The 11,549-nt window shown below is 69.8% G+C and carries 10 protein-coding genes and 2 tRNA genes; 7 read left to right on the forward strand and 5 right to left on the reverse strand.

All coding sequences use genetic code 11. The annotated features are described in order from the left end of the window. Nucleotides 1-66 precede the first annotated feature (66 nt). Together AVZ66_RS01175 and AVZ66_RS01180 are read left to right on the forward strand one after the other, a co-directional pair. Nucleotides 67-498, forward strand: a complete 432-nt coding sequence (locus tag AVZ66_RS01175) for a histone family protein (protein ID WP_058980972.1) — start codon at nt 67-69, stop codon at nt 496-498. After that, entirely contained in the window at nt 495-1,502 is a 1,008-nt protein-coding gene (locus AVZ66_RS01180) for a histone deacetylase (RefSeq protein ID WP_058980974.1), read from the forward strand. Before AVZ66_RS01175 ends, AVZ66_RS01180 begins: the two co-directional genes overlap by 4 nt. Nucleotides 1,503-1,511: 9 nt before the next feature. On the opposite strand, the gene cca is transcribed toward AVZ66_RS01180, so the two are convergent. After that, nucleotides 1,512-2,861 carry a CCA tRNA nucleotidyltransferase gene (gene cca / locus AVZ66_RS01185; RefSeq protein ID WP_058980976.1) on the reverse strand — a complete coding sequence of 450 codons (1,350 nt, stop codon included), beginning with the start codon at nt 2,859-2,861 and terminating at the stop codon, nt 1,512-1,514. A 100-nt stretch (nt 2,862-2,961) separates the two neighbouring features. Here cca and AVZ66_RS01190 point away from each other — a divergent pair. The 4 genes from AVZ66_RS01190 (at nt 2,962) to AVZ66_RS01205 (ending at nt 5,500) form a co-directional block, all read left to right on the forward strand. Then, nucleotides 2,962-3,034 (forward strand) — tRNA-Asn (locus AVZ66_RS01190). Nucleotides 3,035-3,316: 282 nt separating this feature from the next. Continuing rightward, nucleotides 3,317-3,423 (forward strand) — tRNA-Ile (locus AVZ66_RS01195). A gap of 250 nt (nt 3,424-3,673) precedes the next feature. Continuing rightward, complete coding sequence (locus AVZ66_RS01200; protein ID WP_058980978.1) at nt 3,674-4,498, forward strand: hypothetical protein; 825 nt, start codon at nt 3,674-3,676, stop codon at nt 4,496-4,498. 186 nt (nt 4,499-4,684) lie between these two features. Continuing rightward, on the forward strand, nt 4,685-5,500 hold the full coding sequence (locus AVZ66_RS01205; RefSeq protein ID WP_058980980.1) for a molybdopterin-synthase adenylyltransferase MoeB: 816 nt from the start codon (nt 4,685-4,687) through the stop codon (nt 5,498-5,500). A gap of 1 nt (nt 5,501) precedes the next feature. On the opposite strand, the gene AVZ66_RS01210 is transcribed toward AVZ66_RS01205, so the two are convergent. Further along, the gene (locus AVZ66_RS01210) at nt 5,502-6,566 is read right to left on the reverse strand and encodes a rod shape-determining protein (protein ID WP_058980982.1); all 1,065 of its coding nucleotides are present in this window, start codon (nt 6,564-6,566) and stop codon (nt 5,502-5,504) included. Nucleotides 6,567-6,668: 102 nt separating this feature from the next. Between AVZ66_RS01210 and AVZ66_RS01215 the strand changes: the two genes are divergently transcribed. Further along, nucleotides 6,669-7,073 carry a hypothetical protein gene (locus tag AVZ66_RS01215; RefSeq protein ID WP_058980984.1) on the forward strand — a complete coding sequence of 135 codons (405 nt, stop codon included), beginning with the start codon at nt 6,669-6,671 and terminating at the stop codon, nt 7,071-7,073. Between the two features lies 1 nt (nt 7,074). On the opposite strand, the gene AVZ66_RS01220 is transcribed toward AVZ66_RS01215, so the two are convergent. From AVZ66_RS01220 to mutL, 3 genes are all read right to left on the reverse strand, one after another. Further along, a complete protein-coding gene (locus tag AVZ66_RS01220) occupies nt 7,075-8,460 on the reverse strand; it encodes an NAD(P)/FAD-dependent oxidoreductase (RefSeq protein ID WP_058980987.1) in 1,386 nt (461 codons plus the stop codon). Between the two features lie 80 nt (nt 8,461-8,540). After that, nucleotides 8,541-9,491 carry a bifunctional 2-dehydro-3-deoxygluconokinase/2-dehydro-3-deoxygalactonokinase gene (gene kdgK1, locus AVZ66_RS01225; protein WP_058980988.1) on the reverse strand — a complete coding sequence of 317 codons (951 nt, stop codon included), beginning with the start codon at nt 9,489-9,491 and terminating at the stop codon, nt 8,541-8,543. A gap of 24 nt (nt 9,492-9,515) precedes the next feature. Further along, complete coding sequence (mutL, locus tag AVZ66_RS01230) at nt 9,516-11,534, reverse strand: DNA mismatch repair endonuclease MutL (protein ID WP_058980990.1); 2,019 nt, start codon at nt 11,532-11,534, stop codon at nt 9,516-9,518. Nucleotides 11,535-11,549: the final 15 nt, after the last annotated feature.

Consider the following 11,549-nt stretch of genomic DNA (forward strand, 5'->3'; position numbering starts at 1 on the left):
ACATGCGTGGTGGCGGATTCCGTCCCAACGGAAACAGTTAAGCGTTCGACAGCCACGCCTTGACGCATGAGCGTCGAACTCCCGTTCGCGCCGGTCGACACGATTATCCGGCGACACGCGGGTGACTTGCGGGTGAGCGCTGACGCGGCCGAGGAACTCGCACGGCGCATTCAGCGCCGCGGCGCGTCGCTCGCGCGGGACGCCGCCGAACGCGCGGCCGACGACGGCCGGAAGACACTGATGGCGGCGGACTTCGGCGTCACCGAGGTGCCCGACGCGGACGCGCTCGCGCTGCCGGTCGCACCCATCGACCGCATCGCGCGCCTCGACCTCGACGCCCGATTCCGCGTCTCCAAGGACGCGCGGGTCGCGCTCGCGGATCTCTTGGAGACGTACGCCGCGGACGCCGCCGACGGCGCCGCCGTGCTCGCCGAGCACGCTGGACGACGCACTGTACAGGCCGAGGACGTCCAGACGTACTTCGACCTCGTGGAATGAGATTCGGGTTCAGCGAGACGTGTCTCGCACACGACCCCGGCCCGCGCCACCCGGAGAGCCCGGACCGACTGCGCGCCATCAAGCGCGGGCTCGCAAAGCGCCACAGCGTCTCCTACGAGGGCGCCACGCCCGCCACCGAGGCCGACGCCGCGGCGGTCCACGACGCCGACTACGTCGACGAGATTCGGGAGTTCTGTGAGTCCGGCGGCGGTGACTGGGACCCCGACACGACCGCCTCCGAGGAGACGTGGCCCGCCGCGCTCGCCAGCGCCGGCCTCGCGATGGACGCCACGCGCGCGGCGGTCAACGGCGCCGACGGCCGGAACACGCCGTTCGCGCTCGGGCGGCCGCCGGGCCACCACGCCGTCTCCGACGACGCGATGGGCTTCTGTTTCGTCAACAACGCCGCCGTCGCCGCCCAGTACGCGCTCGACGACCTCGGCGCCGACCGCGTCGCCATCTTCGACTGGGACGTCCACCACGGCAACGGCACGCAGGACATCTTCTACGACCGAAGCGACGTCTTCTACGCGTCCATTCACGAGGACGGCCTCTACCCGGGCACCGGCGACGCCGACGAGTTCGGCGAGGGAGACGGCGCCGGCACGACGCTGAACGCGCCGTTCCCGGCTGGCTCCGGGGACGCGGACTTCTGCGCGGCGTTCGACGAACTGCTCGAACCCGCAATCGAGGACTTCGACCCGGACGTCTTCCTCGTGAGCGCGGGCTTCGACGCCCACCGCCACGACCCCATCTCGCGGATGCACGTCACCACGGAGGGCTACGGCCTGCTCGCCGACCGCGTTCGCACGCTCGCCGACGCGACCGACGCGGCGCTGGCGTTCGTTCTGGAGGGCGGCTACAGCCTCGATACGCTCGCGGACGGCATCGGCATGGTCCACGAGACGTTCGACGGCCGCGAACCCGTCGGCCCCGACGACGAGGTCAGCGACGACGTGCGCGACCTCCTCGACGACATTCTCGACTCCCACCCCGCGTTCTGACTCGGGGCCTCAGACGGTCGGCTCGAAGTACGACGCGAGTTCTACACCGAACCCGTCAGCGAGCCGTGCGACTTCCTCGCCCGCGAGCACCTCGTAGTCACCGCTGTCGACGACTGACTCGACGTGCGCGCCGAGCGCGACCTCGGAGAGCCGGCTCTCCGCGAACTCGCGGGCGGTCCGCACGTCGCGCTCGCGCTCGACGACGTACCGGTCCCCGTCGAGGAACGGGCCGGCGGCGTCGCCGTCGGCGTACTTCTCGTAGAACCCCTGCGCGTGGCCGCCGACGTGGACGGGCGGCCCCTCGTGGCGTTCGACCGCTGGCAGTTCGCTTACCGCCAACTCCGCGAACAGCACCGCGCGGTCGTCCGCCCACGTCGCCGCGCGCAGCACCTCGAACCCCTCGATTTCGAGTCCGCGAACGAGGCCGTCCCGCGAGCGGTACAACTGCGGGTAGAGTTGGTCCTCGACGAGATCCGGCGCGTCGAAAACCACCGCCAGCGGCGTCGTCCCGCGTGCGTCGACGTGTTCGCGGACCGCTGCCTCGCCCAGCGGGTCGGGGGTCGTCGGCTCGAAGACGGCCTCGTCCGGGTCAGCGAGGAACTCGCGGGCGTGGTGTTGGACGCGCGCCACGTTCTCCGCCGACACCACGGCGGCGACGTTGCGCTCGGGGTCCGTCGGGTCGACGACCACCAGCGGGTCGTCGAACTCCGCTTCGGCGTGGTCTTCGGGGTCGAGGACGACCGGCGGCTTCCAGTCCCGAATCGCGTCCAGCGTCTCGCGGAACCCGCCGTACGTCAGCACGAGTAGCTCCGTGAGGTAGCCCGAGAACCCCTGCGTGCGGAGGTCGCTGCCGTACGCACCGACACCTTTCAGGAACTGCTTGAACAGCCGCACGTCGCCGGCGTCCGCGTCGCTCAGGCGCGCTTCGAGGTACGCGTTGTGGAACGGCGTGCGGTCGACCGCCGACTGGATGTCCGTCGCGGACTCCAAGCGGTAGCACGGCACGAGGTCCACGTCGTACCCCTCGAAGGACCCCTTCACGTAGGGGTGTTCGGCGTACTCCTCGCGGCCGTCCGGCAGCACCGCGTTCCCGACTTCGAGACCGTACTCCTGTAGCTCCTCTCGCGGGAGGTCCGACGAGAACCGCACGAACAGGTCGATGTCGCGGTCGCCCGCGACCCACGTCCCGCGCGCCGTACTCCCGACCTGCATCACGTCCGCGTCGACCGGCAACTCCGCGATAGCGTCCCGCGCGCGGTCGGCGAGTCGCTCGGCCGCTGCCGCGAGCGCGCGCTGCTCCGACGGCGTCGGGTCCACGCGCTCGCGGACGGCGTCGACGACCGACTCGTAGTCGCTCATGCCGGCGAATTCACGGGGCCGCGCCTAAGCCGTGTCGATGCCCGAGCCTGCTGGCGAAACGAAAGCCATTTCAAAATGCACCGGGTAGAAGCAGGTGCGAGCCGCCATAGCTCAGTTGGTAGAGCACGTGGTTGTTACCCACGTTGTCCCAGGTTCGAGCCCTGGTGGTGGCGTGAATTTCTGCGAAATTCACGGCCCGAGAGACGTAGTCTCTCGACGGCGTACTTCTCTCGCCGGCTGCTCGCGCAGCGACGGCTGCGCGACAGCCGTAATCGTAGTTTCCGCAAGGGCTCGTGCCCGAGAGTCGCAGCCCGCGCAGCGACAGCGAGCAGGACCGTCTCTCGACGTTCGAGCCCTGGTGGTGGCGCTTCTAAAGCAGTTACTCGCGGAGCGTTGGCGACGCCATCGTGGAATCCCGACAGGCTAAAGGTTCGGCCACGGGAAGCCGTGTGCGAGGGGCCTTAGCTTAGTCTGGTTCAAAGCCCCCGGCTCATATCGGCGCTCGTTCCGGCGAGTGTCGTGGGACACCGGGTGAGCGGTGGTTCAAATCCGCCAGGCCCCACGTTTCTGTATCGATGCCGCGCAGCGACGCGTGTGTCGCTGCGCGCATCGGCTGTAACTGGGGAAGGATTTGAACCCGGGAGCGCGAGCGTCAGCGAGTCTCCCTCCGGTTCAAATCCGCCAGGCTCCATGGTGTCGCTCGCTGCGGCGAGCGACGACGAATCGGCTGGCGGATTCGAGTAGGGACGGGCACCGAGACCAATATAGTCCTCCTAGCAGTCTTCTATACGAGCGCCGCCGAACCCACGGCTATGCCACAGTCTGCCACTCGGGGGCCCGGGACCGCCGCGACCGCGAGCTTCGAGGAGTGCATTCCCGACGCGCGTCGCGCGCTCCGTAGCGAGCGCGACATTCTCCGGACGGAAGCGGACGCATTCGGGCGGTTCTGCCGGCGCGTTCAGTCGGTCGATGCCGACCCCGAACCGACCGACTCGGCGCCCGGCCAGTCGGCCGCGACGGTCACGCTCGCCGCCCGAACCGAACACGCCGCAAGCGCCGCCATTCGGGAGGCGTACGTCGAGACGGTCATGGACACCCCGCACTACGCGGCCGAGTACGGGGACACCTACTGGGAGAGCGTCGCCTCGGAGTTCGGCGCCGAGTTGGCGATGGCGCTCCGGCAAGCCGCGTGTGTGACGCCGCTCCTGCGCGACCAAGTGCTCGCGGCGGCCCGCGAGTCCAAGCGCAGCCGCAAGCAGTTGCTCGCCGACCTCGACGACGAAGCCGACGCGCTCGACGCCGCCGAGCGGACGCTCCGCGCCGTCCACGAGGACTTGGTGGCGATTCGCTCGCGACCGTTCTACGGCTGTCCGCCGCACGAGCTCCGGCAGCTCCTCGCGGACCTCGACGCCCTCGAAGCCGACTGTCAGGACCTCGCCGTCCGTCGCCAGACTGGCGACCTCGAACCGAAGACGGTCCACGTGCCGTCGGCGGACGCGCGCCCGCTCAACGAGTACCTCTACCAGTCGATTGGGTCCTCGCATCCGCTGTTGAGTGCGGTCGGGCGCGCCAGCGACGACGTCGTCACGACGGCCCGGCGAATCCGCCAGGTGCTGGCCGCCGAAACCGGGGAGTAGGCCCGCCCTCGGCGCGCTCGCTTCCCGTCGCCGCTCGCGCTTCGACCTGACAAGACATTTACCGGGGGAGTCGGTATGAGCCACTGCCGGGTAGGGGTACCCGTAGTTCTTTCGTCGCCGCGTTCGCCAGCGGCGGCGCCGTCCGGCGAGGAAACGCTTACCCGAGCGCACGCCGTCTCCTCGGGTATGTCCGGGCTGAATCTCGACCCGGTGCAGCTCGACCGCTACTCGCGGCACATCATTATGGACGACGTCGGCGCCGACGGGCAGCAGCGGCTGCTCGACGGCGACGTGCTCGTGGTGGGTGCGGGCGGTCTGGGCGCGCCGGTCATCCAGTATCTCGCGGCCGCGGGAGTCGGCCGGCTCCGTATCGTCGACCACGACGACGTCGAGCGCTCGAACCTCCAGCGCCAAATCATCCACGCGGACGCCGATGTCGGCCGCCCGAAGGCCGAGAGCGCCCGCGAGTACGTCGAGGACCTCAACCCCGACGTGGATGTCGACGCCCACGTCGAACGCCTCGACCAGTCCAACGTCGATGAGTTCCTCGACGGCGTCGACTACGTGGTGGACTGTTCGGACAACTTCGCGACGCGCTACCTCGTCAACGACGCCTGCGTGCTCCGCGAGATTCCGTTCAGCCACGCCGCCATCTACCGCTTCGAGGGCCAGGCTATCACGTACGAACCCGGGAACGCCTGCTACCGCTGCCTGTTCCCGGAAGCGCCGCCCGAGGGGACGATTCCCGACTGTGCGACCGCGGGCGTGCTCGGTATCCTCCCCGGGACGATGGGCTGCATCCAGGCGACGGAGTGCGTGAAAGGCTTGCTGGACTACGGCGAGCGCCTCACCGGCCGCTTGCTGTTCTACGACGCCAGCGATATGTCCTTCGAGACGGTGCCGGTCGCGAAGAACCCCGACTGTCCCGTCTGCGGCGACGACCCCGCCATCGACTCCGTGGCGGACGTCGAGTACGTCGAAGGCTGTTCCGTGCCGTCGTAGCTCAGTACTCGTTGAGTTCCACGAGGCGCGCGGCGATGCGGTGCGCGCCAGTCGCGGCCGCCGTCGCCGGGTCGTCGGCGGTCGTCGCTTCGACCTCGCGTTCGAGTTCCTCGCTGAGTCGCCGCTCGAACTCCTCGACGACGCCGGGGATACAGGCCATCCCGCCCGTGAGCACGACCGGGTTGTCGAGGGCCTGCTGGTAGATTTTCATGTAGTCGTTGGCGAGTTCGGGCATGAAGACGTTCGCCACCTCGTCGACCGCGTCGTCGACGTACTCGTCGACGGCGTCCATCACGCTCTCCTCGATGGTGAACTCGTAGGTGCCGCCGCCGGGCTGCTGGATGATGTCGCTGAACGGCTCGTAGTCCACGAAGTCGGCGTGGGTCTCCTTGTACTCGCGGGCGGTCGTGAGGTCGATGTTCACGCGGCCCTGCGTCTCCTCCTCGACGTAGTTCGCGATGCGGCGGTCGACCTCGGTCCCGGTGATGGCGCCCGTCGAGAACGGCGCGAGCTGCTCGCCGCGTCGGTACGCGCACGCTTCGAGGTTCGTCGACCCCATGTTCACCGCGACGAACGTCTCCTCGATGGCTTCGAGGCCGTCGCCGAGCGCGGGCACCGCGCCGCACAGCGACTCGGGGTACGACCGCACCAACCGCCCGCCGATCGGGCCGTTCTCGATAATCTCGGAGAGCCGCTCCAGTCCGGTGTCGTTGTCGATGGTGGGGATGGCGTAGACGACGACCGAATCCTCGGGGAGGCTGTTCGAATGCGCGAACTCCTCGAGGAACGTCGTCGCGAGCTCGGTCGTCTCCTCGTCCTCGGGCAGCCCCGACCGGAGCATGTACCGAACGCGGTCGGGGTACTCGGTCGCGGCTTCCTCGCCGTAGAGGACGTGTTCTTCGCCGGTGAGCGCGTCCTCGTAGGTGGCCAGACACGTCAGCGTCCGGAGGACGTTCGGGTCGGCGGCGTCGCCGGTCGAGACCACGGTGCGCGTGCTACCGACTTTCACGCCGAGCGCGGCCGGCTGTTCGTCGAACTCGGTGTCGCTGCTCTCGGACTCGGACATGTGTCGCCGTACTAACGGAGCGCGTAAAACTCTTGTAGGCTCGCCTCCCGAGCAGTCGGAGGCCGCCCGTGGTTTTTTGCGGGCGCTCCCCGGAGACCCCGTATGGGCAACGACGGCAATCTCGACGAGGAGTTCGTGGACGAACTGATTAGCACGTGCCGCACGACCGTCGGTGACCGCCTCCGCAGCGTCACGTACTTCGACACGACCCACGAGGAGCAAATCTACCTCCGGGACGACCTCGAGTCCGGCGCGAACATCGTCGGGTTCGCGAACACCGAGCGCAACGGCTTCCAGTCCAAGCGCATCTACGAAGAGACCGAACTCGGCGACTACCAGTTCACCATCCGCGCGTTCGAGCACGGTTACCTCACGCGCGTCATCCACGGCTACCACGGCGCGTTCGTCACCACCGACCGCCTGCCGACGGAGCGCTTCGAGGACCTCGCGAGCGCCGTCGACAGCGTGCTCGGCGAGTACGACACCGCGTGGCTGCGCCCCGACTGAGCTACAACTGCGCTGCGGTCTCCCGGAACAAGCCGTCCAGAATTTCGGGCGTCGTCGGGTGGTACGCGCGGTCCGGTAGCTCCCGGACGTCCATTTCGGCCTCCAGCACCACCTGCATCGTCTTCGCCATCGCGTCCGCGTCGTAGTGGAGGCCGTGGTAGCCGAGCGCCGTGCCGTCGTCGGCGTCGACGACCAGCCGCGCCGTCCCGCGCGACGCCACTTTCGCCGCGAACACGCCGTCGTCGCTGGCGTCCCGCTGCGCGGTCACGACATCGTGGCCCGCCTCGCGCGCCTCGTCAGCAGTCAGTCCCAGCGACGCGAACGGGTAGACGCCCGCGCCCGAGAACAATACCTTGTGCGAGAGCGGGTCGTACGTCTCCAGTTCCTCGCCGGCCTCGCGGTGTGCGATGTTCCGGCCCGCGAGGTAGCCCTCCTCTTTCGCGTTGTGCAGCAGCATCCGCTCGCCGTTGGCGTCCCCGACGACGAACACGCGGTCGTCGTCGCGGGTCTGCATCGTGTCCCCGACCCAGTCCGGAACCGGGGAGAGACCCGCCGCCTCGGTGCCGCCGGGGAACGACGGCTTGCGACCCGTGAACAGGAACAACTGGTCGGCTTCCGCGACGGAGCCGTCGTCGAGGTGGACGCGCACGCCGTCGCCGGTCGCTTCGACGCGCTCCTCGCGGACCTCCGTGCGAATCTCGACGCCGAACTCCTCGCGGTACATATCGAGCAGTTCCTCGCCGAACGACGGGTGGTAGTCGTCCAGCGGCCGGTCGTCGTGCTCGACGACCGTGATGTCCATGCCCGCGGCCTCCGTGAGGTACGGGACGAGTTCGAGGCCGACGTACCCGAACCCCATCACCACCCCGGAGTCCGGGAACTCGGTCGCATCCAGCACGTCCCGGCTCCCCATCCAGTCCACGTTGTCCATGCCTGGGAGAGCGGGGACGTGCAGGCTGGAACCGGTCGCCAGCACCACGTATTCGGCTTCGATGCGCTCGCCGCCGACGTCCAGCACGCGGTCGTCGACGAACTCGGCGGTCTCGTGGTAGAAGGTGACGTGCTCGCGCTCCGCGAGGTCGTGGACCGCGCCCCGGCGGTGTTCGGCGTACCCGAGCACGTTGTCGTCTTTCCGCTCGACGACCGCCGACAGGTCCACGTCCGGGAGGTCGCCCACGAGTCGGTCGTCGTGGCGCGCCTGATAGCGGTGGGCGGCCGCCGACAGCACCTCCTTGGAGGGCATGCAGCCGCGGAGGATGCAGAGACCGCCTCCGGGGTCGCCGTCGTCGACGAGTGTCAGTTCCACGTCCGCCTCGGCCAGCGCCTCGGCGGCCGCGACGCCAGCGCTCCCGTACGCTCCGACGACGACGACGTGCGGTCGCGTCATACAGTGACGGACGGCCGCCTGCGAGAAAGAGTTTCGGCCCGTCGCGGCGCTCGCTCCTACCCTGCGGTGCGCCAGGGGCGCTACCGGTTTATCTCGCTCCCGTCGCCCGCCAGCACGCCCTCGACCTCCTCGCGCGTGACCAGCGCGGTGTCGCCGGGCATCGTGCGCTTCAGCGCCGCGGTCGCCGCCCCCCACTCCAGTGCGTCCTGCACGTCGCCGCCCTCTATGCGGCGCGCGAGGAAGCCGCCGACGAACGCGTCGCCGGTGCCGACCGCGTCGTGCGTGTCCGCCTCGAACGCCGACTGCTCGTAGACGTCCTCGTCGTGGACCGCGAGCGCGCCGTCCGCGCCCAGCGTCACGACCACTGTCTCGAAGCCGAACTCCTCGGCCAGCCCGCGCCCGATCTCCTCGGCGCTCCCCTCGCGAGCGAGCACGTGGCGCGCGTCGCGCTCCGCGACGACGAGCACGTCCACGTCGGGGAACAGCGTCTCCAGCACCTCTCGGGCTTCCTCGGGTTCCCAGAGCTTCGCGCGGTAGTTCACGTCCAGCGCCGTCGTCGTGCCCGCAGCCTTCGCTCGCTCCAGCAGCGAAGCGGTGGTCTCTGCGAGCGTCGCCGAGAGCGCGGGCGTGATGCCGCTCGTGTAGAAGTAGTCCGCCGACTCGACGCGCTCGGTCGCAAGTTCGTCGGGAGTCGCCGTCGTCACCGCGGCGTTCGCGCGGTCGTAGACGACGTTCGTCCCACGGGGCTCGCCCGCCTGTTCGAGATAGTACGTTCCCTGTCGCCCTGTCTCGCTCCACGCCACCTCGGGTTCGGTGCCCTGCGCGCGCAGCGTCGCGGTCACCTTCCGGCCGAGCGGCGACTCCGGGAGCTTCGACAGCCACGCGGTGTCCGCGCCCAATCGGCCGGCGTTCACCGCGACGTTGCTCTCCGCGCCCGCCGCGCGGAATTCGAGTTCGGTGGCGTCCTCCAGTCGCTGCTGTCCCGGCGGCGAGAGCCGGAGCATCGTCTCGCCGAACGTCACGAGGTCCATACGCCGCGGTACGGTAGCCGGGGTTTAGTTCCCGCCGTCTTCGCGGCGCCGCCCACCGTGCCCGGGGTAGTCCCGCTCGAAGCGCGTCGCGAGTTCGTCGGCGTCCACGCGAATCAGCGTCGGCCGACCGTGCGGGCACGCGTAGGGGTTCTCACAGTCGTCGAGCGCGTCCAACAGCGCCACCACCGACCCCTCCGTCAGCGACGTGTTCCCGGTGACTGCCGGCCGGCACGCCAAGTCCGCGAGCAGTTCGTCCGCCGCGTCGCTCGCCGGGTCGCCGCCCGCGTCCGCGAGGAAGTCCGCGAGCACGTCCCGCGCCAACTCCGGTTCGAGCGCGTCCGCAAGCACCGCCGGTACCGCCGTCACGCGCGCCGTGCGCCCGGACAACTCGGCGTCGAACCCGAGGTCCCGGAGGTCTTCGACGGCCGCGTCGAAGACGGCTGCCTCGCCCGCCGTCAACTCCAACTCGACGGGCGACACGAGCGCCTGCGACGCGCCACCGACCTGTTCCTGTAGGCGTTCGTAGTGGACGCGCTCGTCGGCGGCGTGCTGGTCGACGAGCACGAGGCCGTCCTCGGTCTCCGCGACCACGTACGTCCCCGCCAACTGGCCGAGCACGCGCAGCGACGGCAGCGAGTCGAAGCCGTCGCCGGCGTCGTCGCTGTCCGCTCGGTCGGTCTCCGTGAGCTGCGCGTTCTCCGTCGGCGCGTCGAACGACGACCGAGTGGTCGTGCGCTCGCTTTCGTCCTTTGCGCCGCTGTCGTCGCTTTCGTCGCTGTCGTCCGCCGCCGCGATCGCGTCCGACTCCCTGTCGGGCCCGCTCGGTTTCCGCTCGGTCGAGTCAGGTTCGCTGTCGGCCAGCGAGTCCGTCGCGCGACTCCGGTGTTCGGCGCTTTCGACAGCGACGTCGGCCGCCGCGTTCGACGACCCTTCCTCGCGTGTCGTCTGTGGCGCTCCACGCTCGTCACCGTCCTCGCTCTCTGGGGAAATCGTCGCGTCCCCGGGCTTCGACGCGCCCCGCGGTGCCTGCGAGCGCACGATACCGGCGTCCAGTAGCGCGTCCCGGACCGCGTCCTCGACCGCCGCCTGCACGCCGTCCTCGTCCTCGAAGCGCACCTCCATCTTCCGCGGGTGGACGTTCGCGTCCACGCCCTCCGTCTCCACGAACAGCACCGTGAACGGGTAGCGGTCAGCCGCTAGCTGGCCGCCGTAGGCGTCGAGGACCGCCTCGCGGAGCACTCCGTCCCGCACGGACCGGCCGTTCACGTACGTCGCGAGGTACTCGCGCGTCGAGCGCGTCGTCTCCGGGTCCGAGACGTAGCCGTGAACGCGCTCGACTGGGCCCTCGGGTGTCGCGTCCACTGGGACGAGCGATTGGGCGACCTCGCGGCCGTACACCGACAGCGCCGCGTCCCGCACGTCCCCGGTGCCGGTCGTCGCGAACACCTCGCGGCCGTCGTGCGTTAGCGACACCGCCACGTCGGAGTTCGCCAGCGCGTACCGCGTCACCGCGCGGTTGACGTGCGCGAACTCCGTCGCCGGGCGCTTGAGGTACTTCCGCCGCGCCGGCGTCTCCGCGAACAACTCCGCGACCTCGACGGTCGTTCCGGCCGGCCGACCGGCGGGCCGCAGGTCGCCCACGTCGCCGTGGTCGACCGTGAGTGTCGCGCCCGAGTCGCCCGCGTCCTTCGCGCGCGTCGTCACCGTCATCCGCGAGACGGAGCCGACCGTGTACAGCGCCTCTCCGCGGAACCCGAGCGTCGCCACCGCGTCCAGTTCGCTGGCGTCGCTGAGCTTGCTCGTCGTGTGCTGGCGAACCGCCGCCCGCAAGTCCTCGCGGGTCATCCCGTGGCCGTCGTCCGCGACGACGATTCGGTCGCGGCCGCCGCCCTCGACGGTCACGTCGATGCTCGCGGCGCCCGCGTCGAGGCTGTTCTCCACGAGCTCCTTGACCACGCTCGCGGGCCGCTCGACGACCTCGCCCGCCGCAATCTGGGCCACGGTCGCGTCGTCCAGCTCCCGGATGCGGTCGCCGTCAGTCATACTCGCCGGCAGGCG

This window comes from Halobacterium sp. CBA1132 (genome assembly GCF_001485535.1).
Taxonomy (GTDB): domain Archaea; phylum Halobacteriota; class Halobacteria; order Halobacteriales; family Halobacteriaceae; genus Halobacterium.

Excerpts from the sequence above, each read along its gene's own strand:
- AVZ66_RS01215 (WP_058980984.1), top strand. The coding sequence starts at position 6,669 with ATGGGCAACGACGGCAATCTCGACGAGGAGTTCGTGGACGAACTGATT.
- AVZ66_RS01210 (WP_058980982.1), bottom strand. The coding sequence starts at position 6,566 with ATGTCCGAGTCCGAGAGCAGCGACACCGAGTTCGACGAACAGCCGGCC.
- AVZ66_RS01180 (WP_058980974.1), top strand. The coding sequence starts at position 495 with ATGAGATTCGGGTTCAGCGAGACGTGTCTCGCACACGACCCCGGCCCG.
- AVZ66_RS01220 (WP_058980987.1), bottom strand. The coding sequence starts at position 8,460 with ATGACGCGACCGCACGTCGTCGTCGTCGGAGCGTACGGGAGCGCTGGC.
- AVZ66_RS01175 (WP_058980972.1), top strand. The coding sequence starts at position 67 with ATGAGCGTCGAACTCCCGTTCGCGCCGGTCGACACGATTATCCGGCGA.
- mutL (WP_058980990.1), bottom strand. The coding sequence starts at position 11,534 with ATGACTGACGGCGACCGCATCCGGGAGCTGGACGACGCGACCGTGGCC.
- kdgK1 (WP_058980988.1), bottom strand. The coding sequence starts at position 9,491 with ATGGACCTCGTGACGTTCGGCGAGACGATGCTCCGGCTCTCGCCGCCG.
- AVZ66_RS01200 (WP_058980978.1), top strand. The coding sequence starts at position 3,674 with ATGCCACAGTCTGCCACTCGGGGGCCCGGGACCGCCGCGACCGCGAGC.
- cca (WP_058980976.1), bottom strand. The coding sequence starts at position 2,861 with ATGAGCGACTACGAGTCGGTCGTCGACGCCGTCCGCGAGCGCGTGGAC.
- AVZ66_RS01205 (WP_058980980.1), top strand. The coding sequence starts at position 4,685 with ATGTCCGGGCTGAATCTCGACCCGGTGCAGCTCGACCGCTACTCGCGG.